Source organism: Pseudomonas sp. GW821-FHT07F05, assembly GCF_059418765.1.
Window position 1 is genome coordinate 680,851 of sequence record NZ_JBWKQL010000001.1, and the last position, 25,402, is coordinate 706,252.

Below are 25,402 nucleotides of genomic sequence, written 5' to 3' on the forward strand. Positions count from 1 at the left end.
GCGGCCGCTTCTGGCCGATAGCGGCCGGTTGTCACCGGCGGCTTCCGACCCAAGCAGCCCCTAGCCCTAACCTGATCGAAGCGCTAAATCCAAAGACGAGCTCAGCGTCTCAAACGCCCCCACGAAATCAGCAGCACCCGCTTACCCCACCAGAACTTCCCGCAGATCAAAGCAGTCACATCGCTAGTCCCGACGAGTGATGCGTATGAGCCTCTTAGAGCAGGAAATGCAGGACCGTGAACACCCCGTGGCCGAGGACATTGCGCTGCAGCGCAAAGTCTGGAAGTTCCAGAGGGTTGGCTGGTATGTGCTGACGGCGGTGGTCATCCTGACATTGCTAGGCTTGTTTTCCAGAGGCCCGCTCAGCACGCTCGAATCGGTGAGTGAGCAGGGTGATCTGACGGTGCAGTACGAGCGTTTCCACCGAGCGGGCGGGACCAATCCAATGATCGTTCAGGCCACGGGGCAGCCGGGCAAAGAGGTCACACTGTCGATCAGCAAGCCTATGCTGGATGGCTTCAGCATCGAGTCTATCCAGCCGCAGCCGGTCAGCTCGGTGGGCAGTCCCGAGGGTTTGAGTCTTACTTTCCCCGCCGACAAGAGCGGGCACGTCACGCTCTTTATCTCATGGCGCAGCGACGGCATCGGGCTTTTCAAAAGTCAGATCAGTGTCGTGGGCGGCGGCCACATTCCAGTCACTCAGTTCATTTACCCTTAGGTGCTCAATGGATGCCGTACTACGCGCGGGCGCGATTTATCTGGCACTGATGGTGCTCTTCAAGATTTCTGGCCGACGATCATTGGGGGAGCTGACGTCGTTTGATTTCGTGCTGCTGATGGTCATTGGCGAAGCCACCCAGCAAGCGCTGCTGGGCGATGACTTCTCTGTGACCAATGCGATTCTTGTCATCGTGACGTTGATGGTGATCGACATCGGGCTTTCCCTCGTCAAGCGGCGCTCCAAACGCTTGGCCAAGCTGATCGATGGGGGGCCGACGATCATCGTTGAAAACGGCGCTTTCCTGCGACATCGCATGCACGAGGCCCGCATTCAGGAAGACGACATTCTGGAGGCCGCACGAATAGAGCAGGGTTTCGAGCGGGTGGAGCAGATCAAGTACGCGATCCTGGAGCGGAACGGCAAGATCTCGATCATTCCTGCCTGACTCTCTGCCCCGTTACGGCCTGATAAGAAGCGCTATCCAGCATCGCGAACGGCTTGGTCAGGCGGGGTATGCCAAAGCCAGGAAAACAGATCTGACCATGGTTCCCTCCGCTTGGCTTTAGACACACACCTCGCAAGCAGATCCACTATTACTGAGGAATTTCAGCGGGTTGACGGCCCTTTATTCAGCCAGACAGATAAAGTTTCTGTCGCTCAAGACGATAAGAATGGCAAGGTGCCATGGAGGAGGCCCGTCACGCATTTCGAGCCTGTACACCATGCCCAATTTTTTCCTTCTTCGCCGCGATCGTCGCGCCCTGAAGCAATTGCTGACGTCGATCATGAGCGGCGAACATCCTGAGGTCGCCCAGTGCAAAGAAGGTCCAGCAGTGCTGGATGCCTGGCGCCTGATCCAGTCCTCCAATGATCAATACCAATCCCGCATAGCCCAACTCGAAAAGGAGCTTGAGGATGCCCGCGAGTTGCTTCGCGAATCAGCAGCCTCCGCGTCAGCTCACGAGATCAGATTCGATTTGGTCAATCGCGCGTCCAGTGAAGGTCTTTGGGACATGGAGGTCGTGGCAGGCGACCCGGTCAACCCCGGAAATCGCTTTTGGTGGTCGCAGCAATTCCGCAGCCTGCTGGGCTTCAAGGACGAAAGAGACTTTCCAAATGTTCTCGCCAGTTGGGCCGATCGGCTCCATCCGCAGGACAAGCAGGCAACACTCGACGCCTTCGCTCGCCATCTCAACGACAAGTCCGGAATGACCCCATACAAAGTCAATAACCGGCTCGCCATGAAAGACGGTTCATATCGCTGGTTCCACGCACAGGGTGAGACACTCCGCGACGAGCGAGGCACGCCCATCCGGGTCGCTGGCTCGCTCCGGGATATCCATGACCAGCTGGAGCGGGATCAGGAGCACGACGTCATCATCACCAGATTCGAGCTGGCTCGGGAAATGCTCTCGGATGGGCTTTGGGATATGGAGGTCATTGCCGGAGACCCTGTAAACCCCAAAAACCCGTTCTGGTGGTCACCTCAGTTTCGTCGGCTGCTGGGTTTCGAAACGGTTGAGGAGTTTCCAGATGTGTTGGACAGCTGGGCATCCAGGTTACACCCGGATGATAAGGACAGAAGCCTCAGCGCTTTCGGGGCTCATCTGAATGATAGATCAGGCAAGACACCCTTTGATATCGAGTACCGGCTGAGGATGAAAAGCGGCGAATATCGGTGGTTCCGTGCGCGAGGCCAGACCAGGCGTGACCCCGCCGGCCTGCCGCTGCGAGTAGTCGGTGCGCTTGTGGACGTCAACTTGCAACACGAGCAGGACGTGCTGAGGGAAACAGAGGTCAAGCATCAGCAGACGCTTGAGCACAATATCGCGCAATTGTCCCAGATCGTGGGGACGATCCAGAGCATCGCGAGCCAGACCAATCTTTTGGCCCTGAATGCGGCCATTGAGGCTGCACGTGCGGGTGAGGCGGGTCGTGGCTTCGCAGTGGTTGCCGACGAGGTTCGCAAGTTGGCGACGCGTACCACTGAAGCGACTGAACAGGCAGCCGGCATGATTGCCCGCTAGACCTTACTTTCTTCGAACCCCTGGTTCCTTGAACCGGGTTGAGGTCTGAAAAGAAGTGGTTCGGAAAAGACTCTCCAACGTAACCGCCATGGGGTCGGCAGCATCACTCTCGGTTAATCGCCAGAGCTAATGCGCGCCGACAAATGGTGCCGATATCCAGGGAATGCCAAGGTTTGGGGATGAAAAGAGGAGCATATCCAGACTCCAGGATTTGTTGCCCTCGTCCTCCCGAGGACAAGATCACCGGGATGCGGGGCCATTGAGCTTGCACCCGGTTTGCCAAGCCAATACCGCTCAGCCCACCCGGCATATGGATGTCGGACAGGATGAGATCCGCCCCTCCCGAGGTCTTGCACAACCAGTCCCAAGCGTCGTCGCCTGTCTCTGCTGTGACGACCTCGAAGCCTTCCGTCTCTAAAATTTCATGGATCAAACTGCGAATGAGCCAGTCATCTTCCACCACTAAAACGGTTGATAACACTGTCATTTGCCCATCCTGGTTTGTTGTGCGTTTTGGACTGGGCCGCTGTCTGCGGGTTCCCATTTCCGTTACATCCGTAGCTCAAGTCTCTCTGCACGGTTATACCGCCCTGACGGAGTGGCCTGCAGTTCTATGCAAAGCCTGAATCGCCCCTGATTATCCAGATGGCTACCCACAAGACCGGGGAAGCGTGCCGAACTAGCCGCTACAATCCCCCGTCACCGCCAATCCGGAGCCTGCGCCTTTGATGTCGTTGTTCAATCGTTTGACTGCATTTTCAACCCAGAGCGGCAGGGCGGTCGGCCTTGTTTGGGCGACTTCCCGCCCCTTGTTCGCCGGCTTGATCGTGGCGACGCTGATCGCCGGCATTTTGCCCGCGCTGGCTGCCTGGATCGGCCAGCGGATCGTCGATGCGGTGGTTCAGGCGATGCAGATCCACGCCAATGGCAGCCAGGCGCCGGTGTGGCCTGTCCTGCGTTACGTGTTGGCCGAGGCGGGCGTATTGGCGTTGCTGGCCGCGGCGCAACGGGCGCTTTCAATGCAACAGGCGCTGCTGCGGGTGCAGTTGGGGCAGAAGGTCAATCTGATGATCCTGGAAAAGGCCCAGACCCTTTCGCTGCTGCAGTTCGAGGACTCGACCTTTTACGACAAGTTGGTGCGCGTGCGCCGCGATGCATCGACCCGGCCACTGGGCCTTGTCACCAAAGGCCTGGGGCTGACGCAAAACCTGATCTCGCTGGTCAGCTTTGCGGTGCTGCTGGTGCATTTTTCCCCTTGGGCGCTCCTGATCCTGGTGCTCGGCGCGCTGCCGGTGTTCTTCGCCGAGACGCATTTTTCCGGTAATGCCTTCCGCCTGTTTCAGCGTCGCGCCCCGGAAACCCGCCAGCAAAATTACCTGGAAGCCTTGCTGTCGCAAGAGGCGCATGCCAAGGAAGTGAAGCTGTTCGGCATGGCGCCGTTGTTGCTGCAACGCTATCGCGACAATTTCACGCGCCTGTACGCCGAAGACCGCCGACTCACCGTGCGACGCGACACTTGGGGCTTTGCCCTCGGGCTATTGGGCACAGCCGCGTTCTACGTGGCCTACGCCTGGGTAGTCATGGACACCGTGCGCGGCCAGACCACACTGGGGCAGATGACGATGTACCTGGTGCTGTTCAAGCAAGGCCAGGTCGCTATCACGGCCAGCCTCAGCGCGATTGCCGGTTTGTACGAGGATGGCCTCTACCTGTCTGACCTCTACGAATACCTTGGGGTGCCGGTGGCAGCTGCACGCGGCACGTTAAAGGCCGGTGCTCGCCCGGGCGACGGCCTGCGCTGCGAGGGCCTGGGGTTCCGCTATCCGGGGGCCGCTCAGCCCACGCTCAGCGGCATCAGCCTGCACCTGACGCCCGGCATGAGCCTGGCGCTGGTGGGCGAAAACGGCTCCGGTAAAACCACCTTGATCAAACTGCTGACCCGGCTCTATACGCCTGACCAAGGCCGGATCCTGCTGGACGGCAGCGATTTGCAGGACTGGGACGAACAGGCCTTGCACCAGCGCATCGGGGTGATCTTTCAGGACTACATCCGGTACCAGATGACCGTCGGCGAAAACCTTGGGGTGGGTGACGTCGACGCGTTCGATGACCAGGACCGTTGGCGCGATGCGGCCACTCAAGGGATCGCCGCCGAGTTCATCGAACGCTTGAGCAACGGCTATCACACGCAGTTGGGGCGCTGGTTCGCCGGTGGGCAGGAACTGTCGGGTGGGCAATGGCAAAAGCTGGCGCTGTCGCGGGCCTACATGCGCCGTGAGGCTGATCTGCTGATTCTGGACGAACCGACGGCCGCCCTCGACGCTGCCGCCGAGGCCGCCGTGTTCGAGCACTTCCGCGAGTACGCGAAGGGGCGCATGACGTTGCTCATTTCTCACCGATTCTCCAGCGTGCGCAACGCCGATCACATCATCGTGCTGGATCAGGGCCGGATTCTGGAACAAGGCACTCACGTGCAACTGATGGCTGGCGGCGGGCGCTATGCGAGCCTGTTCAGCATCCAGGCGCGTGGGTATCGGTAGTCGCCGACCCGCATAGTTCCTGCGGGCGACTGGATGAAGCCGGCCATAGCTGCCGGCTATCGGCCCATTAGCGGCCCGTCCGCACGTCTACTTGTTTATTTCAGGGCGCGTACTGCATTTCCCCGTTTCCGAAGGACCAGTTCTCCTTCTTGTTATCAATCAGACTGATCCAGATGTCTTCCTGTCTGTGCCCGGTCCTGTCATGAATGCCTTGGGCGATAGCCTTATAAAACGCCTTCTTCACGTCAATGGTTCGCCCTTCGTTCCAGGCCACCTGAATGAACACGATGTTCTTTGTGTAGGTAATGCCCAGATAGCCCTCAGCCGGATACACCAGTTCATCGCTGGCATGGCGGTGAATGATCTGAAATCGGTCATGTTCGGGCACGTTCGCCGTGCTGATCATTGCTTCGTAAATCACGTCACCGATTGCGGCAACTGTCCCATCGGGTGTGTCGGCGGAGATATCAATCCGTACAAGCGGCATAGCGTATTCCTCTTCAGGCAGTGATGAAGTGACGGACGTAATACTAAAGGGAAATGGAGCCTGACCCACGCCTCCAATTGCCCCATGTCCTGTCTTCTTGATGCGTTTTTGTAGACGAGCAGGTTCGCCAGTTGCAGTGATACCACTGTGAAGGTCCTCTAGCCGGGTAGAAAAGCTCATTGGTGAATTGAATTCATGTGATTCGGTAAAAATGAGCCGAAATCTCGCATCGTTTCTCCAATAGGCTGTGTTCTTTGTCCGGAGGGCGCAGTGAGACTTAGCATTCTTGACCATTCCCCAGTAGACGACGGCTTTACCGCCGGCGATGCGCTATGGGCCACTACGCGGCTGGCGCAAGCAGCCGAGTCTTTGGGCTACGAACGCTACTGGGTGGCGGAGCACCATCAATCCAGGGTTCAGGCGGGAAGCAGCCCCGAGCTGTTGATGATGCAGATTGCCGCCCATACGGAGACGATCAGGGTTGGCTCGGGTGGCATCATGCTGCCGCATTACAGCGCGTACAAAGTTGCCGAGACAGCGCGTGTGCTGGAGGCGTTGTACCCGGGGCGGATAGACCTGGGAGTAGGGAGGGCGCCCGGAGCGGACCAACGCGTCACTCGTGCCCTCAATGATGAGAAGACACACCAGATTCCTTTCCCGGCCAAGCTCAAGGACCTCAAGGCTCTGCTCCTTGATGACAAAGAGGGGGCAGGCGATCAGCCGCAGCCGATCTACGCTGCACCTCGGATCACGACCCTCCCTGAGTTGCACATACTGGGTGCCAGCGGCAGTACCGCTGAACTGGCCGCTCTGGAAGGGATGGGCTTCACGTTTGCGCACTTCATCAACCCCCATCATCAGCAAGGTGTGCTGGCCGCCGAGCATTATCGCGCCAACTTTCGTCCATCAAAACTGCATGCCGCGCCCAGTGTCATCGTTGCTGTATTCGCAGTAGTGGCCGACACCGTCGAGCAGGCCGAGCGGCTGGCGACCAGCTTTGATGACTGGTTGCTGCGGGCAGAGTCTGTTGCCCCAGCCGAGGCGTTGGCGCTGCCCGAGGCGGTCGACCCTACGCAATACAGCGCTGAAGCACGCGATCGAGTCGCGCTCAACCGCATGCGCGTGGTTGTTGGCGACGGTCCGTTGGCGATTCAGCAACTGCAGCGCATCGCGTCGCAGTATCAGACCGATCAGATGATGGTCATCCCCATGATCCCCGGCGAAGCAAACCGACAGCGTGCTATCGAGCTGCTCGCTCGCGCCAACCACGAATCCAACCTTCGCGCCCCACAGCGGGCACTTCAGGAGAACTAATCATGACCTTATTTGAAGCATACGAACTCGGCGCCACAACGCTTGGCAACCGCATCGTCATGGCACCGATGACCCGGTCGCGCGCCCCTGACGACATTGCGACGGAGCAAATCGCCCTGCACTACACCCAACGCGGCACCGCCGGTTTAATTGTTTCGGAAGGCACGCCGATCTCTCGTGAGGGCCAGGGTTATCTCTTCAACCCGGGCATCTATACCGAAGAGCAGATCAAAGGATGGAAGCTGGTCATCGACTCGGTCCACAGCGTCGGCGGGAAGATGTTCGCCCAGCTGTGGCACGTTGGCCGCGTGTCCCACACTTCCATTCAGATCGACGGCAAAGCGCCCGTCAGCGCTACCAGCAAACAAGCCCAAGGCGCAGTTGCCTTTGGTTACACGGAAGACGGGGAGCCGGGTTTTGTGGCCACATCCACGCCACGACCGTTGACCACCGAAGAGGTAGCACGCGTGGTTGAAGATTTCGCCCAGGCTGCTGAAAACGCTATCGCGGCCGGGTTCGACGGGGTGGAAATTCATGGCGCCAACGGCTATCTGCTTGAGCAATTCCTGAATCCGCTGGTGAATGACCGAACCGATCGCTACTCAGCAGACACGCTGGAAAATCGTTTGCGTTTCGTATTCGAGGTCGTCGATGCGGCAGCCGCCAGAATCGGCGCTGATCGAGTGGGTATCCGGATTTCGCCATACGGCCAGTTGTTCGATATGCCGCTGTATCCGCAGATCGACGAAACCTACTCAGCGCTCTGTGCGGGCATGAGCCAGCGCGGCATCGCTTACGTTCACGTAATGGATCAGACCCACTTCTTCATGGCAGAGGAAGGCTCGGCTGCGCAGGAGCAAGCGCTTCGTGACCTGCTCAAAGACTGCAAAACCCAGCTGGGCAAGACCGCATTGATTCTTGCCGGGGACATGACCCGTGAACGCGCTGAAGAGCTGCTCCACGCCGGCCTGATCGATCTGGCGGCATTCGGGCAGCCCTTCATTGCAAATCCTGATCTGGTCGCTCGGCTGAAAAACGGCTGGACGTTGACCGAGCCGGATCGCGACACCTATTACGGCGGCGATGCAAAAGGCTATGTCGACTATCCGCCCTACATGGGCTGATTGAAGAAGCGATGCGTGCCTGTAAGCGTTCAGCGCGAAGGCTGCGATGTGATGCCGAAGGCACGCTTCAGCCAGCGTGCCGTCTACCGATTGTCAATGTTCCATCACGTGGACGTAGGTAGTAACGCTACCTTCACCCAGCGTCAGGTCGCAGCCGCCTGGCTCAACCTACGACCCAACCCGGGCGTTTTACCCGTAACACGCTTGAACGCCCGGCTGAACGCTGCCTGAGACGTATAGCTCAAACGCTGCGCGACCTCTTCAATCGGTACCCTTTCCAGCGTCAGCCACTGGCTGGCAAGCCGCATTCGCACTTCAGTGACGTAGCGCAGCGGGGTCATGCCAATCGTCAGTTGAAAACGCTCTGCAAAGACCGAGCGGGACGTATTGCAGTGCGCCGCCAGTTGCTCGACGGTCCAGTCGAGGCCCGGTTGCTGATGCAGCGCCAGAAGGGCACCTGCCAGCCGCGGATCGCGCAGAGCGGCGACCAGGCCGGAAGCGTTGCCGCAAGCGCACTCGACCCAACCGCGAACGACCATGGCGGCGACCACGTCGGCCAGTCGCGCAAGGATGCCAGCGAAGCCGACGCGTGCGGCGCTGACCTCGCGCTCCATGGTGGCGAGAATAGGCACCAGCCCGGGATAACGCTGGCCGCCGGCATCGATCAGCATGAGGCCCGGCATCAGCTTCCCAAGGCCATGCAGGCTACCCAACTCGAATTCCATGCAGCCACTGAACACCAGCGTGGTCGGCGTGGAGCCGGCATCGGTTCCGGTATCTACGGCGCTGACGGTGTCGCCAAGGGGCTCGCCGTTCAGAAGGTCGATGTCCTGCACGGGCGCGTGCGCATGCGAGAGCAACTGATGGGCTGCGCCGTGGGAGATGAACACGGCGTTACCGGCGGACAGCGCATAGGTCGTCCCGTCATCCATGCGCAGCACCGCATTGCCGACCGCCAGGAAGTGGAACCAGGCATGTCCGGGTTTGGCATCGAAGCCCAGGCCGAAGGTCGGGCCCGCCTGGATGCGCCGGTACTCGACACCGCGCAGGCGCATGCCGCGCAACAGCTCGTTGATGAGATCGGAAGAAAGAGCAAATTGATCTGGTGGCATTGTTCAGGAGTTTCAGTCAAAAAAACGGGTTTTTCGATCATAGATCATCCGGATTCACCCGCCTAGACTGCGGGTCGCAATTGAAGATTGGGAGATCTGTGCAATGACCGACCTTACATGCAATGCCGTACCCGACAGCCGTTCCGGCACCGGGCCGGATGTAGAACCTGCAACCCCCGCGTGGATGGCCGTGTTCTCGTTGGCCATGGGCGTATTCGGTTTGCTGACTGCCGAGTACCTCCCGGCCAGCCTGTTGACGCCAATGGCGAAGGAGCTGGCGGTGTCCGAAGCGCTGGCTGGCCAAGCGGTAACGGTAACCGCTGTGGTGGCACTGTTCGCGGGCCTGTTGGTGCCCGGCCTGACTCGCAGCATTGATCGCCGCTGGGTGCTACTGGGTTTTTCCACGTTGATGATCGCTTCCAATCTGTTGGTCGCGGTTTCCTCCAGTTTCGCGGTGCTTTTGGCGATGCGTATCCTGCTGGGCATCGCGCTTGGCGGGTTCTGGAGCATGGCGGCGGCGGTGGCGATGCGCTTGGTGCCGGGGGCCTTGTTGCCGCGAGCGCTCTCGATCATTTTCAGCGGCATCGCCATCGGGACAGTGGTTGCAGTCCCGCTGGGCAGTTATCTGGGCGGGCTATATGGCTGGCGCAGCGCGTTCTTTGCAGCGGCAGCGGTGGGGGTGGTGACCCTGGCATTCCAGTCGTTCACGCTGCCGAGTCTCGCGCCACGCCGTCCGGCCCGTCTGCGCACGGTACTTGAAGTGCTGCTGCGCCCGGGCATCGCCATGGGGATGTTCGGTTGCGTGCTGGTGCACAGCGGCCACTTTGCGATGTTCACGTATATCCGGCCATTCCTCGAAGGCACGACTGGCGTTGGCCCGCAGGGGCTGTCGCTGATGCTGCTGGGTTTTGGTGTGGCGAACTTTGTCGGCACGTTGGTGGCGGGGTGGTTGCTGACTCGTCACCCGCTGGCCACCCTGGTGTTGATGCCCGCGCTGGTAGGCGTTGCGGCACTGGCGTTGGTCCTGTTGCCAGCCTCTGTGCCAGGGCAGGCCGTCCTGCTGGCGGTCTGGGGCTTGGCGTTTGGCGGTGTGCCGGTGGCGTGGTCGAACTGGGTCGCCAGCGCGGTCCCTGACCAGGCGGAAAGCGCCGGGGGCATGGTGGTGGCGTCTGTACAATCGGCCATCGCCACAGGCGCAGCTGCGGGTGGTGCCATGTTCAGCGTCGGTGGCAGCGCAGGCGTTTTTCTGGCGGCGGCCGTGCTGATGCTGCTGGCCGCGTTGCTGATTGCACTGCGTGTACGAGTTCCTTCGGCAGATGGCGCTGTGCTTAAAGGGCCAGCACTGCATTTGTGATTTGGCGCTCCAAGGGGCGCCGATCGGCCCTAGCGGCTTATCTCTGCCTAGATACCTGCGGCCCCGGGATTCAACTCGGTTACATCTTCGACCAACGCTCCTTGCACAAACCCATCCCTGCACTATGGTTCTGCCTGAGGTAGTACGCGACCGAACCCGATGGGTTGCTTTAGGCGCTTTCGAGCGATGGCAACCAATCGGGGGTTTACATGCAAGAAGTGACACGATTTCACGCGCCGGACAGCCTGCGCGGTATCTGCGCAATAGCGGTTGTCCTTTACCATACCCATGTCGTCAGCAGCATCACGGAGTGGGCGTTCTTCTCCAACGCCGACTTGTTCGTCGAGTTTTTCTTCGCAGCGGCTTCGTCATGGCCCATGCCTACGGAAGCAAGCGCTAACTGGACTTCAGCCGCTTCCTGGTTTCGCGCACCTTTCGCCTGCTACCCCTGCATGTTTTCATGCTCGCGCTATTCGTTGGCCTGGAATGCCTCAAGTACGCCGCCTACAGGCGAGGTTTTTCCTTCAACCAGACGCCCTTCACCGGCATTTACGCGCCGTCGCAGATTCTGCCCAATCTCCTGCTGCTGCAAAGCTGGACGCACCTGACGGAAAACCTGTCATTCAACACCGCGTCCCGGAGCATCAGCATCGAGTACTGGACCTACATGCTATTCGCCGCCACCGTGCTCATGGCGTCTACTCGGCGATACCTGCTGTGGACAGTCATTGCCCTCGTCGGATTTGCTCTGCTTTACCGCGAAATCGATGTGCTGACCGTCTCCGCGCAAAAAGGCGTGGGCTGTTTCTTCGCCGGGGCACTGGCTTACGCTCTTTTCACCCGCCTGAGGCGCTGGGTGGCACCTGGCTTTGCATTACTTAGCGTGCTGGAAGCCTTGGCAGCAGTCGCCATCTGGTGGGTGCTGACCTCGGATTTGCCGCAAAAGGTACTGGCGGCCAGCGCGGTGTTCTGCGTGACCATCGTGCTGTTTGCCTTTGATGGCGGGGCGCTGTCACGCGTGCTCAGGCACGAATGCTTCGCGCGTCTGGGGCGGTGGTCCTACTCTATCTACCTGACCCATCTGGCCGTGCTGTTCTTCGTGATTTCGGCTTTTATGGTGGTGCAGAAAAAAACCGGTTTTGCTGCCGCGCCGATGCTGGATGACATCCGCTACCTGGACACCGGGCACGGCTGGTTGAATAACCTGATGGTGCTGCTGATTCTGGCGGTAGTCGTGACGATTTCCAGCGCGACTTATCACTATGTCGAGCTCAGAGGGCAAGCGCTGGGCAAGCAGCTGTTGCGGCGCAGGATGGTGATGCCCGTCGGTTGACCGTCAATATTTTTAAACCTATCAAACGCATAGCCAGAACTAATTCAGCAATCGCGGGCTCTAGCCGTAGGCTTTGACTCTCAGAACAACCAGAAAGAGAGAGTCCGCGATGTACTTACCCCGCTCCCATATTGCCGCCAGCCTGATTGGCGCGAGCCTGATGGTCAGTTCTGCAGCGTACGCTGACACCCTGACCCGCGACAATGGCGCCGCCGTTGGCGATAACCAGAACTCCCAGACCGCCGGCCCGAACGGCCCGGTCCTCCTGCAAGATGTGCAGCTGCTGCAAAAACTCCAGCGCTTCGATCGTGAACGTATTCCGGAGCGTGTCGTGCATGCGCGCGGCACTGGCGTCCACGGCGAATTTGTCGCGTCCGACGACGCCTCTGATCTGAGCAAAGCCGCGGTCTTCCGCAAAGGCGAGCACACCCCGGTGTTCGTGCGGTTCTCCGCCGTCGTCCACGGCAATCACTCCCCTGAAACCCTGCGTGACCCGCGCGGCTTCGCCACCAAGTTCTACACGGCCGATGGCAATTGGGACCTGGTGGGTAACAACTTCCCGACGTTCTTCATCCGCGACGCGATCAAGTTCCCGGACATGGTCCACGCCTTCAAGCCTGACCCGCGCACCAACCTGGATGATGATTCGCGACGTTTCGATTTCTTCTCCCACGTCCCGGAAGCCACGCGTACGTTGACCTTGCTGTACTCCAACGAAGGCACACCCGCCAGCTATCGCACCATGGACGGCAACGGCGTGCATGCCTACAAACTGGTGAACGCCAAGGGCGAAGTCAACTATGTGAAGTTTCACTGGAAGAGCCTGCAGGGCCTGAAGAACCTCGATCCCAAGCAGGTCGCTGAAGTGCAGTCCAAGGACTACAGCCACCTGACCCACGATCTGGTGGGCGCCATCAACAAGGGTGACTTCCCGAAATGGGACCTGTACGTCCAGGTGGTCAAGCCTGAGGACCTGGCGAAGTTCGACTTCGACCCGCTGGACGCCACCAAAATCTGGCCGAATATTCCCGAGCGCAAAATCGGCCAGATGGTCCTGAACAAGAACGTGGACAACTTCTTCCAGGAAACCGAGCAGGTCGCCATGGCGCCCGCCAACGTCGTACCGGGTATCGAGCCTTCGGAAGATCGCTTGCTGCAAGGCCGGGTATTTTCCTACGCGGACACCCAGCTCTATCGCGTGGGGCCTAACGTGTTGAGCCTCCCGATCAACGCGCCACGGGTCAAGGTCAACAACGGCAACCAGGACGGCCCGCTCAATACCGGGCACACCACGACTGGCGTGAACTACGAGCCAAGCCGACTCAATCCGCGTCCAGCGGTTGAAGAGGCGCGCTACAGCCAACTGCCACTGTCCGGCAGCACACAACAAGCCAAGATCCAGAAAGAGCAAAACTTCAAGCAGGCGGGCGACTTGTATCGTTCCTACAGCGAGAAGGACCGCAAGGACCTGATCCAGAGCTTTGGTGAATCCCTGGCGACCACCGATACCGAGAGCAAGAACATCATGCTGTCGTTCCTCTACAAGGCAGATCCGGAATACGGCACTGGCGTGACCAAGGTTGCCAATGGCGATCTGGCCAAGGTCAAGCAACTGGCCGCTGCACTGCAGGACTGATCGACCACCCCGGCCCGTTTGCACGGCGGGTCGGGGTTTCTGGAGGACATCACATGCGCAGAACCCTTTATGTGTTGCTGCTGTGTCTGGCGGCGGGCGTGGCCCAGGCCAGCCCATCCGATAGCGGCACCGCTGCCGACACTGCCGGCGACACCCAGGCGCAACTTCGGGAGCTGTTTTTCCAGGCTGCCCGAGACGGCCGCCAAGACATGCTCAACGAATTCATCAACGCAAAGTTCGACCTGAACGTACAGGACGAAAAAGGCTACACCGCCCTGATTCTCGCCGCGTACCACGGCCAACAATCGACCGTCACCCAACTGCTCAATGCGGGCGCTGATCCCTGCGCCAAAGATCTGAGGGGCAACACGGCGTTGATGGGGGCGATCTTCAAAGGCGAACTCAGCATCGCTCGCCAACTGGTCGACGCCAATTGCGCGCCCGATCAACGCAATAACGCGGGTCAGACCGCCGCCATGTACGCGGCGCTGTTCCATCGCAAGGATGTTCTTGACGCACTGGCGGCCAAAGGCGCGGATCTCAATGCCACGGACGCCATGGGCAACAAGGTGCAAAACCTGGAGCGCGGCGAGTTTCAGCCGTTGTCGTCGAACAGGTGACGGATGCGAAGCGCGTCCGTCAGCCTAGTCAGTCACATCAAACAACACCGCAGATGGTTCTGCCGATGCACGAAATTGTGGGAGCGAGCTTGCTCGCGAAGATGCCAAGGAGTGTGAGCTCAAAGAAATATTGGATACCGCGCTCATCCAGTTGGGAACAGCTTCGCCAATGGCGCGCGACCATAGTTGATCAACACTGAGAAGACATTCCGCATTTGGCCCGTCACACCGCTTATCAACATTCCGTGCAAGTGCCGTTCCTATCGGCGCTAGATTGGCTGTTTATGACCGCTAACGGGTTGTGGCAAGGACAGCGCCAAGGGCAGATTGACGCTGGCAGGGCCGATCAGGGGAGTTAACTGAAACTCCATTCATCAGCCTGGACGACTCGGCAGAATGGTCCACCTAACGTCGCATTATGGTGGGCAACGATGGCCTCTGCTGTGAGTCCTGGAGTATCGGAACAGGTGTGTCCGTCTGCGATGAGGACAGCATCAAATCCGCAATCGCTGGCGGCGCGGCAGGTACTGTCTACGCAGTATTGAGTTTTCATACCTGTAACGACGACGCCGTCACACTCGCGCTCACGTAGCAGAGTTGCCAGGTCAGTCTGAGCGAAGGCGTTGGGGCGTTTTTTCTCGAAAATGACTTCGTCACCCATTAGCTGTAACTCTTGGACAAGCTCGGTGAGCGGGCTGCCCGGCTCAATTGGAGACCCTGCTGGACCTATATGGCGGGCAAGAAAGATGGGGGCTCCTGTTGCTCGGGCACTCCTCATGAGTTCATTCAATGTGTTGATAAGCGCCCGGACTTCCCTAGGTTTGTCCGGGCCATGAACAAGCCCTACCTGCATGTCGAGAATCAGAAGTGCATACATGTGCGTTTCCTTACGTGGGTGCCAGCAAAACCGGGGCAAAAAAAAGACCCGATCCATTGCTGGCGGGTCTTTGGGATTGTGTGCTGGTTTAATTCACACAACCTCCCACGACCCGCCAGTGGCGGTCGTGAAGGTTGTGGTCGATTCGAAGCGTGGCGTAGTCATGAGCCCGAAGTTAACGTTGTCGGGACGGTGTTGCAAGTGAACATGGTCAGGATGAATGCCATTTCTACTGCCGCTTCACGCCATGTCGCGGGGCAAGCCACGCTCCTGCAAATGCCAGCCAGCCTCAGTCCTCCTCCAGCCAGAACCGCAACGGTTTGCCCTGGGCAGGCCACAACCGCAGTTGCTCGATGGGCGACACATCCCACCGCTGCACTTTACCCATCGCTTCAAGGAACCGGTGTTCCTGTTCCATCAGCGCAGGCGCGCACAGTTTGCGGGTGCTGCCGACCGGGCCGAAGCTGATCGCATCACCCTGCAACTGGTACGACGCGAACCAGTGGTTGCAGCCGGCGTTGCCGTAGGCGCGGCCGTCGTTGCCCAGGGTCATGGTCAGGTGGCTGTTGTCGATCAACGGCCGTTCACCGATCCATTCCAGCACGTAACCGTGGTCCTGCTTGAGGGCAGGGGGTTTGGTGGCGCATCCTGCCAGCAGCGTGGCCGCCAGCAGTGTCAGCAAAAGCGGTTTCATGCGGCTTTCTTCGCGCAGGCAGGGCAGAGGTGGTTCTCGCCGACGACCTTCCAGCCCAGTTCCTCGATGCGTGCGGTGGCGGCAGGCTTGAGGGCTTTTTTGCCGTCTTTGCCGTCGACCATGAATTCGATGTCGCGCTCTTTGCCGCAGTTGTTGCAGTTCACTTTCCACTGATGGATCGCCAACTCGGTGAACGCCGGGCCATTGGCAACGGCGACCCATTGACCGGTCGGGTTGATCAGGTGACGGACTTTTTCCACGTTCAAACGCATGAACAGCTCTTTGCTGCCTTTAACGGTGACCAGCAGCACGTCGTCGGGCTTGATCGAGCCGCCGTTGCCGGTGACCTGGTAGCGACCGACCGCCAGGCTGCGGCATTCGATCAGGGTGTGTTGCGGGGTGAGCATGCTGTAACGGAAATCGTGTTCGGCCATGGGGGTCTCCAAATAGGCGCGCATGCTAACACTTTAGAGAGGGGATTCTCGCTGCCGACCGGCCCGGGATCGGAAGAGAACGCGCTCACTGCACCAGATTCTGCGGGCTGCCCGCCGCCCAATCGGTGACGTTATCCAGCGTAGTCTGGGCGATGGCGCCGAGGGCTTCTTTGGTCAGAAACGCCTGATGGGCGGTGATCACCACATTAGGGAATGTCAGCAGGCGCGCCAGCACATCGTCCTGCAGCGGCAGGTCCGAGCGGTCTTCGAAAAACAGCTGCGCTTCCTCTTCATAGACGTCCAGCCCGAGGTAACCCAGCTGACCGCTTTTGAGCGCGTCGATCAGCGCCGGCGTGTTCACCAGCGCGCCGCGCCCGGTATTGATCAGCATCGCGCCGTGCTGCATGCGCGACAGCGAATCCGGGTTGATCAGGTGCCGGGTGTGCTCGTTGAGCGGGCAGTGCAGGCTGATGATCTGCGCTTCGGCGAGCAATTCGTCGAGGGGCAGATAGCGGGCGCCCAGTGCTTCGACCAGCGGGTTCGGGTACGGGTCGTAGGCCAGCAGTTGGCAGCCGAAGCCGGCCATGATCCGTGCGAACGTCGCCCCGATCTGCCCGGTGCCGACCACGCCGACGGTCTTGCCCACCAGATCGAAACCGGTCAGGCCGTGCAGGCTGAAATCGCCGTCGCGGGTGCGGTTGTAAGCACGGTGCAGATGGCGGTTCAACGATAGGATCAACGCCACCGCATGCTCGGCCACGGCATGGGGCGAGTAGGCCGGAACCCGCACGACGCTCAGGCCGAGGCGCTTGGCGACGGCGAGGTCGACGTGATTGAAGCCGGCCGAGCGCAGGGCGATCAGCTTGGTGCCGCCTGCGGCCAGTTGCTCAAGAACCGGCGCGCTCAGGTCATCATTGATGAAGGCGCAGACCACCTCGTATTGATCGGCCAGCGCCACCGTGTCCAGGGTCAACCGCGCGGGCTGGAAATGCAGTTCGATGTCCGGCGCGATCTGCGCGCCGAGAAAGCTCTCGCGGTCGTAAGTCTGGCTGCTGTAAACAAGCGTGCGCATGGTTGTTCCTTTATAGATGGGCCTGCAATGTCGCGTCGAACGTGAGATTTAGGCACCCCGCATATCCACTGTAGGAGTGAGCTTGCTCGCGAAGGCGTTCTGTCAGTGCCCTCATTTGACCTGACCCACCCCGAACCCTGCAGCCTATCCATCACAGAACAAAAAACCAGTGACCCAGATCAAGCACTCACACGGGCCTCGGTTTCCAGGCGGTTGATGGCCTTCTCCAATTCATCCAGTGCCTTGTCGCTGTCCGCCGATTCCTGCTTCAGCAGGGTCTCGCTGCGTTGACAGGCCGCGCGCAATTGCGGGACGCCGCAGTAACGGGTCGCGCCGTGAAGGCGGTGGACGCGTTCGATCAGTGCGACGTTGTCCCTGGCCTCGCGGGCAGTGAGGATGGCTTCGCGGTCGGTGGCGAGGGAGGCCAGCAGCATCGCCAGCATGTCCGCCGCCAGGTCGGCTTTCCCCGCCGCCAGCCGAAGCCCCTCCTCGTGATCGAGCACCTGCAAATTAATACCGCCCTGGGCGATTTCGACGTGCCGCTCCGGCGCCTGATTGCGCAGCGCCAGCCCGGTCCACTTCAGCACCACCTGCGCCAGTTGACGCTCGCTGATCGGCTTGGTCAGGTAGTCGTCCATGCCGCTCTGCAACAGCGCGCGCTTTTCGTTGGCCATGGCGTGGGCGGTGAGGGCGACGATCGGCAGCGACGAGGCCTGACGTTCGCTCTCCCAGCTGCGGATTTCTTCGGTGGCCTGACGCCCGTCCATGCCCGGCATCTGCACGTCCATCAGCACCAGATCGAAGGGTTCATCCTGCACCGCTTGCACCGCCGCATAACCACTGTCGACGGCCTTGACTCTGGCGCCCATGTCTTCGAGCAAGGTCTGCACCAGCAACAGGTTTGCCGGGTTGTCGTCCACACAGAGAATGCGCGGCGGCCGGCTCGACAGCGGCTCCGGTACCTCGTTGCGCAACTGCTTGGGCTGGATCAACTCCGACAGCGCGCGGCGCAATTTGCGCGTGCACGCCGGCTTGGCCTGCAACTGGTTGTAGGCGTCGGGCACGGAAAACTGATACAGCGCCTGTTCGGTGGTGGGGCACAGCACCAGCACTTTGCAGTTGAGGTTTTCCAGGTCCCAGATCTGCTGGCGCAGACGCTCGGGCGGCAGCTCGTGGGCAGTCACGCCGAGCACGGCCATGTCGATGGCGTGGGGCGTCTGGTGCACCACCGTCACGCCATTGATGAGGTTTTCCAGATTGTTGAAGACCATCGGCTGCAGGCCGCAGTCTTCCAGTTGATGCTCAAGGGCCTGGCGCGACAGGTCGTGATGCTCCAGCACCGCCACGCGCCGGCCCAGCAGCGGCGGGGCGGGGAGGTCTTCGAGGTCGTCGCGGGTTTTCGGCAGCGTCAGGCTGATCCAGAATTCCGAACCTTCGCCGGGCGTGCTCTCGACGCCGATCTCGCCGCCCATCTGCTCCACCAGCCGCTTGGAAATCACCAACCCCAATCCGGTGCCGCCGGAGTGGCGCGACAGCGAGTTGTCCGCCTGACTGAACGCCTGAAACAGTGCGCGCACGTCCTGACTGGACAGGCCGATGCCGGTGTCCTGCACGCTGATGCGCAGTTGCACGGTGGTGTCGTGCTCCTCCTCCAGCATCGCCCGCGCCACGATGGTGCCCTCGCGGGTGAACTTGATCGCATTGCTGACGAGGTTGGTCAGGATCTGCCGCAGGCGCAGCGGATCGCCCACCAGCGACAGCGGCGTGTCGCGATAAACCAGGCTCACCAGCTCCAGCTGTTTGGCGTGGGCGGCGGGGGCGAGGATGGTCAAGGTGTCCTGCAACAGGTCGCGCAGGTTGAAGGGGATCGCGTCGAGCACCAGCTTGCCGGCCTCGATCTTCGAGAAATCCAGAATCTCGTTGATGATGCTCAGCAAGTTGTCGGCGGATTTTTCGATGGTGCCCAGGTAATCGTACTGGCGCGGCGTCAGTTCGCTTTTCTGCAACAGGTGGGTGAAACCGAGAATGCCGTTGAGCGGCGTGCGGATTTCATGGCTCATGTTCGCCAGAAACTCGGACTTGATCCGGCTGGCTTCCAGGGCTTCCTTGCGCGCCAGGTCCAGCTCGATGTTCTGGATTTCGATGGTTTCCAGGTTCTGGCGCACGTCTTCGGTGGCCTGCTCGATGCTGTGCTGCAATTCTTCCTGGGCGTTCTGCAACGTCGCCGCCATGCGATTGATGCCCGAACCGAGTTCGTCCAGCTCGTAACTGCCCATGGGCGGCAATCGCGCTTCCAGATTGCCATCCTTCAGTTGAGCGACGACGTGTTTGATCTGAGTGATCGGGCCGTTGATGGTGCGGCTCATGCGCAGGGAGAGCATGGCGGTCAGGCCGAGGCCGATGACAATCAGGATCAGGCTGGCAAACAGGCTGCGATAACCGCGCAGCAGGGTGCCGTTGTGGGACAGTTCCAGCTCGACCCAGCCCAGCAGACGGTCAGCTTCGGCGGGCACGACATCGCCGGTCAGATGACGGCTGCGCCCGAACACCGGCATCAGGTAGCGGGTGGCATCATTTTCCGAGCGCTGCAGCATGTGCGTGCTGTTACCGATGGGTGCCTGGTTGATCATGCTCGGGCCGGCGTGGGCCAGCATCGCGCGGTCGGCGTCAAGGAACGACACCGCGCGCACGTCGGCCTGTTCCAGCACCTGCCCGGCGATGCGTTCGAGCATGGCCTGATCGCCGCTGGCCAGCGCGCCGGCGGACAGCGGCGCCAGCTCGTTGGCAATCATTTCGCCACGCTTGAGCAACTGGGTCTGCAACTCGGTCAGCTGCATCCAGGTGAAATATCCCCCCAGCAACGCCGCCATCAGGCAGGCCGGGAGCAGGGTCAGCAGCATGACGCGGCCTTTGATGCCCACTTTTCTCAGCACACTTCTTCTCCACCAACCCGGCACGAATTCAGGCAATTGCTGCGCCAATGCAGCGTGTGACGCACAATCACTGCGCAGTGTAGTCATTTGCGCTTCATGCACACAGTGGGACCGGCGCGCGCACACCTGATGGATTTGGACACGCCCCTTGTAGGACCGGCTTTAGCCGGGAAGGCGTCGGGCGTCACACTGCAGATTTGATGGCGCCCAAACTGGCCTCTTCCCGGCTGAAGCCGGTCCTACGGGAGCGCAGCGTGCACACTTGATGGGACTGGACACTTCCCTTGTAGGACTGGCTTCAGCCGGGAAGACATTAGATGTCACACCGCGAAAATTGATGTTGCCCACGCTGGCCTATTCCCGGCTGAAGCCGGTCCTACCTAAGCGACGCAGTCCTACCCAAAAGTACGCATCGCCGGCAGGCCAGCATTGCCCCGTCGCGCGCAATCTTGAATAATCCGCGTCTTGAGAATCACTCGCAGACGCCAATGACTCCCGCCAGCATCCACCGCCCCCACATACTCGCCATCGAGGACGATGTCGTGCTCGGCGCTTTTGTCCACGATCAGCTGGATCGCTGCGGGTTTCAGGTGACCTGGTGCCAGAACGGCGCCGAAGGACTGGCCTGTGCGCAACGCGAACCCTTTGATGTGGTGCTGATGGACATCCTGCTGCCGGGCATGAACGGCCTCGACATCCTCACCCATTTGCGCCGCCGCCACACCGTGCCGATCATCCTCATGTCCGCCCTTGGCGCCGAGGCTGACCGCATCACCGGTTTCCAGAACGGCGCCGACGATTACCTGCCCAAACCCTTCAGCGTCGATGAGTTGCGCGTGCGCATCGAAGCGATCCTGCGCCGGGTCGAGCTGGAAAGACGCTTCCATGCCCTGACCGCCCACGAGCCCGATGCCGGCGTGGAGAAACCTGAAGAAGACGGCCTGACCTTCGATGACGGGCGCTGCGATGTCTTCTTCGCCGGTAGCCCCGCGCAATTGACGGGCAGCGAGTACCGCCTGCTCGATACCCTTTGGCGCAATCAGGAAGACGTCCTCAGCAAGGCCTTCCTGTATCAGCACGTCCTGCAGCGCGGCTATTCCCAGCACGACCGCAGCCTGGACATGCACATCAGCCAGATTCGTCGCAAGCTCAAGGCCGTCGGCTATCAGGCGCGGCAACTGCGCACCGTGTGGGGGAAGGGCTATGTACTGACCGCGGCGGTGCAGGATGCCTGAGGTGTCGAATGATTGAGCCGCGCAAACGACTGCCCGGCCGGCATTCGCTGTTCTGGAAACTGGCGGTTCTGCTGGTCGGCTTCTGCCTGCTGATGATCTGGCTCAGCTGGTATTGGGGCCGCTACATCGAGACCCGCAACGCGTATCTGAATGCCGAAGCCCATCAGGTGCTCAACGACTATGCGGCGCAGGCCGAAAGGGCGTGGAACAGCGGCGGTCAGCCCGGCATCGACGAATGGCTGAAGCAGGTCCGTCTGCAGGAAACCGGCTGGGTCGGGGTCATCGGCAGCGACTTGCAGTCTCTTGGCAGCACGCCGCTGACCCGCGATCAGTCGCAACGGCTGACGTTCATGCGCGGCATCGACTGGCCGATGAGCACGCGGCAGAAGACCGTGCCCTGGCTGAAGATCGCGTTTCCCGGCAACCCGGGCGCGGGGAGTCTGGTGATCGAACTGCCTGAGCGCTTCAAGCCGGGTCGGTATGCGTGGGTCGGGCAAATCCTGACCAATGTGCTGATTCCCGCGCTGTTTACCTTGCTGCTGTGCGTTGGGCTGTATCGCCTGCTGATTCGTCCGCTGAACCAACTGCGCGAACAGGCCAACGCGTGGCGCGCCGACCGATTGTCGAGCCGACTGTCGCCGCAAATGACCGAGCGACGCGACGAGCTGGGCGAGCTGAACCGCGCCTTTGATCACATGGCCGCGCGCCTGCACTCGACGGTGCAGGTTCAACAGCAGTTGTTGCGTGACCTCTCCCACGAACTGCGCACGCCCCTCAGTCGCCTGCGCGTGGCCTGCGACAGCGAGCAAACCTTGCCCGAATTGCGCGAGCGCCTTAGCCGGGAAGTGGACGGCATGCGCCGCCTGGTCGACGACACCCTACAACTGGCCTGGCTCGACACCGAGCGCGAAAAACTTCCCGGCGAAGACATTCAGGTCGTGGCGCTGTGGGAGATGCTGGTGGACGACGCCTGTTTCGAAACCTGCTGGCCGTCCCGTCAGTTGCGCTGCGATCTGGACAGCGAGTGCTGGGTCAGTGGACATCTCAACACCCTGGCCCAGGCGCTGGAAAACATTCTGCGCAACGCCATCCGCCATTCTCCGCCCGAGGGCATCGTGCGCCTCGACGGTCGCCGCGAAGGGGATGACTGGCTGTTGTGGCTGGAAGATCAGGGCGGAGGGATCGACGAGGGCGATCTCGAGCGGATCTTCGCGCCGTTCATCCGCCTGGACGGCGCTCGCCCAGGTGACGGTGGGTTCGGGCTGGGGCTGAGCATCGCGCGCAATTCGCTGCGCCTGCAGGACGGGGATTTGTGGGCCGAAAACACGGGGCAGGGCTTGAGGATGATCATGCGTTTGCCGGCCCGAGGGACGCGACCTTTTTAGGAAGCGCCTCGAGGTCCAGGCGCCGCTGTATCGGGCGAATAACGCAGTCCCACAGGTTTTGCAGCGGCAGGGCGATGGCGTGTTATCCCGGATATCTCCGGTTCGCCTGTGCAGAAATCCTCTGCCTTATTCCATTCAGCGATAACCCCCTCACTTTGCGTGATATGGGCTGGCAACGATTGCCGGTATGATAGGCGACCCCCGCACGTCTGGATCGCGAAAACGCCATGACCCTGCAGTATCCAACCATCGCCGATTGCGTCGGCAACACCCCGCTGGTGCGTCTGCAACGCATGGCCGGGAACACCAGCAACACGTTGCTGCTCAAGCTCGAAGGCAATAACCCGGCCGGTTCCGTGAAGGACCGCCCGGCGCTGTCGATGATTACCCGTGCCGAATTGCGCGGGCAGATCCACCCCGGCGATACCCTGATCGAAGCCACCTCCGGCAACACCGGCATCGCCCTGGCCATGGCCGCGGCGATCAAGGGCTATCGCATGATTCTGATCATGCCCGACAACTCCAGCGCCGAGCGCAAGGCTGCCATGACTGCCTATGGCGCCGAACTGATTCTGGTCAGCAAGGAAGAGGGCATGGAAGGCGCCCGTGATCTGGCCGAGCGCATGCAGGCGGAAGGTCGCGGCAAGGTACTCGACCAGTTCGCCAATGGCGACAACCCGCAGGCGCATTACGTCGGCACCGGCCCGGAAATCTGGCAGCAGACCGGCGGCACCGTCACCCATTTCGTCAGCTCCATGGGCACCACCGGCACCATCATGGGCACCTCGCGTTTCCTCAAGGAACAGAACCCGAACATCCAGATCGTCGGCCTCCAGCCTATGGACGGCGCGTCGATTCCGGGCATTCGCCGCTGGCCAACCGAATACCTGCCGAGCATTTATCAGGCCGACCGTGTCGACCGGATCATGGATATGGGCCAGGCCGAAGCCGAGAACGTCATGCGTCGTCTGGCGCGGGAAGAAGGTATTTTCTGTGGCGTGTCGTCGGGCGGTTCCGTGGCCGGCATGCTACGTCTCTCCCAGGAAGTCGAGAACGCGGTGATGGTCGCGATTATTTGTGACCGCGGCGACCGTTACCTGTCGACCGGCGTCTACGATGCGCCCAACTGATGGCCAAGCGTGATGCAGGCCTGCGTTTCCAGCCCAGCGGCGGCACCCGGACCACGCAGGTTCCTACCGGTAAAAAACAACGCCTGAACATCGAGCGGCTGGCCAACGACGGTCGCGGCATCGGTTTCGTTGAAGGCCGCACCTGGTTTGTCATGGGCAGTCTGGCTGGCGAAGAGGTCGAGGCCCGCGTGCTCAATGCCCACGGCAAAGTCGTCGAAGCCCGCACTGAGCGGGTGTTCCAGGCCAGCCCGATACGGCGCCCGGCAGCGTGTCCGCATTTCGGCCGTTGCGGCGGTTGCAGCACCCAGCACATGCCCCACGCCGAACAGCTCGCCCTGAAACAGAGCATGCTCGCGGAGCAATTGAGCCGCATCGCCGGGGCCGAGCCGGAGCAATGGGCCGCGCCGCTGACCGGTGATGAATATGCCTACCGTCGCCGCGCCCGCGTCGCCGTGCGCTGGGACGTCCGCGCCAAACGCCTGGACGTCGGATTCCGCGCCGCGGCAAGTCAGGACATCATCGCCATCGAACAATGCCCGGTGCTGGTACAGGCCTTGCAACCGATCATGACGTCGCTGGCGCCCATGCTTCGCAGCCTGAGCAAACCTCAGGCGCTGGGGCATGTCGAGCTGTTCAGCGGGTCGGCCAACGCCGTGCTGCTGCGCCACACCGCGCCGTTGCCTGAAAGCGATCTGGCAATTCTCAAAGCATTTTGCGAAACCCATGATGCGCAGCTGTGGTTGCACGGCGAAGGCGAGCCACAACCGGTCGACCCTCCGGCGCAACTGGGCTACCGCCTGGAACCGTGGAATCTGTCCCTGGCCTATCGCCCCGGCGACTTCGTGCAGGTCAACGCTCAGGTCAATACCGCGATGATCGAACAGGCCCTGGACTGGCTCGCGCCCGGCAAGGACGAACGAGTGCTGGACTTGTTCTGCGGGCTTGGTAACTTCGCTCTACCGCTGGCGCAAATGACGCGCGACGTGGTGGCCGTGGAGGGCGTCGACGCCATGGTTCAGCGGGCGACGGCCAATGCTGCCAGCAACGGTTTGAACAACGTGAAGTTTTATCAGGCCGATCTGTCGCAGCCACTGGACAAGGCGGCCTGGGTGGCGGAAGGTTTCGCCGCAGTGCTGCTCGATCCGCCGCGTGACGGGGCGTTCGAAGCAGTGGGCAAGCTCAAGTCGCTGGGCGCTCAACGCGTCCTTTATGTGTCGTGCAACCCGGCTACGCTGGCCCGCGACACCGTTGAATTGATCAAGCAGGGCTACCGTTTAAAACGTGCCGGAATCCTCGATATGTTCCCGCAGACAGCGCATGTCGAGGCGATGGCGTTATTTGAAGCGAGCAAGTGAGGCGGCGGCTCAGGAAATG

General features: G+C 60.9%; 21 protein-coding genes and 2 pseudogenes. 15 read left to right on the forward strand and 8 right to left on the reverse strand.

Features of this window, described 5'->3' with window-relative positions:
* The first annotated feature begins 205 nt into the window (after positions 1-205).
* The 4 genes and pseudogenes from AC07RO_RS03200 to AC07RO_RS03215 form a co-directional block, all read left to right on the forward strand.
* Positions 206-718, forward strand: a complete 513-nt coding sequence (locus AC07RO_RS03200) for a hypothetical protein (protein WP_495085260.1) — start codon at positions 206-208, stop codon at positions 716-718.
* Positions 719-725: 7 nt separating this feature from the next.
* Positions 726-1,166, forward strand: coding sequence for a DUF421 domain-containing protein (locus AC07RO_RS03205; RefSeq protein ID WP_346630636.1), 441 nt, complete (start codon positions 726-728; stop codon positions 1,164-1,166).
* A 568-nt stretch (positions 1,167-1,734) separates the two neighbouring features.
* Positions 1,735-2,454: pseudogene (locus AC07RO_RS03210) on the forward strand (PAS domain-containing protein); the annotation flags it as partial.
* Positions 2,455-2,502: 48 nt separating this feature from the next.
* Positions 2,503-2,739, forward strand: a pseudogene (locus tag AC07RO_RS03215) (methyl-accepting chemotaxis protein); the annotation flags it as partial.
* 112 nt (positions 2,740-2,851) lie between these two features.
* Here the strand turns inward: AC07RO_RS03215 and AC07RO_RS03220 are convergent.
* On the reverse strand, positions 2,852-3,235 hold the full coding sequence (locus tag AC07RO_RS03220) for a response regulator (protein WP_192172880.1): 384 nt from the start codon (positions 3,233-3,235) through the stop codon (positions 2,852-2,854).
* Between the two features lie 241 nt (positions 3,236-3,476).
* Here AC07RO_RS03220 and AC07RO_RS03225 point away from each other — a divergent pair, with 241 nt between their 5' ends.
* Complete coding sequence (locus AC07RO_RS03225; RefSeq protein ID WP_495085261.1) at positions 3,477-5,288, forward strand: ABC transporter ATP-binding protein; 1,812 nt, start codon at positions 3,477-3,479, stop codon at positions 5,286-5,288.
* 100 nt (positions 5,289-5,388) lie between these two features.
* Here the strand turns inward: AC07RO_RS03225 and AC07RO_RS03230 are convergent, their stop codons facing one another.
* Positions 5,389-5,955, reverse strand: coding sequence for a tautomerase family protein (locus tag AC07RO_RS03230; protein WP_342345373.1), 567 nt, complete (start codon positions 5,953-5,955; stop codon positions 5,389-5,391).
* 90 nt (positions 5,956-6,045) lie between these two features.
* Here AC07RO_RS03230 and AC07RO_RS03235 point away from each other — a divergent pair, with 90 nt between their 5' ends.
* Positions 6,046-7,089, forward strand: coding sequence for an MsnO8 family LLM class oxidoreductase (locus tag AC07RO_RS03235; protein ID WP_192172878.1), 1,044 nt, complete (start codon positions 6,046-6,048; stop codon positions 7,087-7,089).
* A gap of 2 nt (positions 7,090-7,091) precedes the next feature.
* Positions 7,092-8,213 (forward strand): alkene reductase, encoded by a 1,122-nt coding sequence (locus AC07RO_RS03240; protein ID WP_192172877.1) that lies wholly within the window; start codon positions 7,092-7,094, stop codon positions 8,211-8,213.
* 143 nt (positions 8,214-8,356) lie between these two features.
* Here the strand turns inward: AC07RO_RS03240 and AC07RO_RS03245 are convergent, their stop codons facing one another.
* Complete coding sequence (locus AC07RO_RS03245; protein WP_495008824.1) at positions 8,357-9,325, reverse strand: AraC family transcriptional regulator; 969 nt, start codon at positions 9,323-9,325, stop codon at positions 8,357-8,359.
* 103 nt (positions 9,326-9,428) lie between these two features.
* Here AC07RO_RS03245 and AC07RO_RS03250 point away from each other — a divergent pair, with 103 nt between their 5' ends.
* The 4 genes from AC07RO_RS03250 to AC07RO_RS03265 all read left to right on the forward strand — a co-directional run bounded on the left by AC07RO_RS03250 (position 9,429) and on the right by AC07RO_RS03265 (position 14,268).
* The gene (locus tag AC07RO_RS03250) at positions 9,429-10,679 is read left to right on the forward strand and encodes an MFS transporter (RefSeq protein ID WP_495008825.1); all 1,251 of its coding nucleotides are present in this window, start codon (positions 9,429-9,431) and stop codon (positions 10,677-10,679) included.
* A 400-nt stretch (positions 10,680-11,079) separates the two neighbouring features.
* Positions 11,080-12,012: an acyltransferase family protein gene (locus AC07RO_RS03255; protein WP_495085338.1), complete on the forward strand. Its 933-nt coding sequence runs from the start codon at positions 11,080-11,082 to the stop codon at positions 12,010-12,012.
* A gap of 160 nt (positions 12,013-12,172) precedes the next feature.
* A complete protein-coding gene (gene katB, locus AC07RO_RS03260) occupies positions 12,173-13,648 on the forward strand; it encodes a catalase KatB (protein ID WP_495085339.1) in 1,476 nt (491 codons plus the stop codon).
* 53 nt (positions 13,649-13,701) lie between these two features.
* On the forward strand, positions 13,702-14,268 hold the full coding sequence (locus AC07RO_RS03265) for an ankyrin repeat domain-containing protein (protein WP_282371775.1): 567 nt from the start codon (positions 13,702-13,704) through the stop codon (positions 14,266-14,268).
* A gap of 355 nt (positions 14,269-14,623) precedes the next feature.
* Here AC07RO_RS03265 and AC07RO_RS03270 read toward each other — a convergent pair whose 3' ends face one another.
* The 5 genes from AC07RO_RS03270 to AC07RO_RS03290 form a co-directional block, all read right to left on the reverse strand.
* Positions 14,624-15,145 carry a cysteine hydrolase family protein gene (locus tag AC07RO_RS03270; protein ID WP_495085262.1) on the reverse strand — a complete coding sequence of 174 codons (522 nt, stop codon included), beginning with the start codon at positions 15,143-15,145 and terminating at the stop codon, positions 14,624-14,626.
* 289 nt (positions 15,146-15,434) lie between these two features.
* The gene (locus tag AC07RO_RS03275) at positions 15,435-15,839 is read right to left on the reverse strand and encodes an META domain-containing protein (RefSeq protein ID WP_495085263.1); all 405 of its coding nucleotides are present in this window, start codon (positions 15,837-15,839) and stop codon (positions 15,435-15,437) included.
* A complete protein-coding gene (locus AC07RO_RS03280) occupies positions 15,836-16,273 on the reverse strand; it encodes a hypothetical protein (protein WP_495085264.1) in 438 nt (145 codons plus the stop codon). The genes AC07RO_RS03275 and AC07RO_RS03280 overlap by 4 nt, the downstream gene beginning before the upstream one ends.
* Before the next feature lie 85 nt (positions 16,274-16,358).
* Entirely contained in the window at positions 16,359-17,345 is a 987-nt protein-coding gene (locus tag AC07RO_RS03285; protein ID WP_495085265.1) for a 2-hydroxyacid dehydrogenase, read from the reverse strand.
* Positions 17,346-17,524: 179 nt separating this feature from the next.
* On the reverse strand, positions 17,525-20,278 hold the full coding sequence (locus AC07RO_RS03290) for a response regulator (RefSeq protein ID WP_192172955.1): 2,754 nt from the start codon (positions 20,276-20,278) through the stop codon (positions 17,525-17,527).
* Between the two features lie 488 nt (positions 20,279-20,766).
* Here AC07RO_RS03290 and AC07RO_RS03295 point away from each other — a divergent pair, with 488 nt between their 5' ends.
* The 4 genes from AC07RO_RS03295 (at position 20,767) to rlmD (ending at position 25,383) form a co-directional block, all read left to right on the forward strand.
* Positions 20,767-21,513: a response regulator transcription factor gene (locus tag AC07RO_RS03295; protein ID WP_192172866.1), complete on the forward strand. Its 747-nt coding sequence runs from the start codon at positions 20,767-20,769 to the stop codon at positions 21,511-21,513.
* 8 nt (positions 21,514-21,521) lie between these two features.
* Positions 21,522-22,898: a sensor histidine kinase gene (locus AC07RO_RS03300; protein WP_495085266.1), complete on the forward strand. Its 1,377-nt coding sequence runs from the start codon at positions 21,522-21,524 to the stop codon at positions 22,896-22,898.
* 227 nt (positions 22,899-23,125) lie between these two features.
* Positions 23,126-24,028, forward strand: a complete 903-nt coding sequence (cysM, locus tag AC07RO_RS03305) for a cysteine synthase CysM (protein ID WP_495008836.1) — start codon at positions 23,126-23,128, stop codon at positions 24,026-24,028.
* Positions 24,028-25,383: a 23S rRNA (uracil(1939)-C(5))-methyltransferase RlmD gene (gene rlmD / locus AC07RO_RS03310; RefSeq protein WP_495085267.1), complete on the forward strand. Its 1,356-nt coding sequence runs from the start codon at positions 24,028-24,030 to the stop codon at positions 25,381-25,383. The genes cysM and rlmD overlap by 1 nt, the downstream gene beginning before the upstream one ends.
* Positions 25,384-25,402 lie beyond the last annotated feature (19 nt).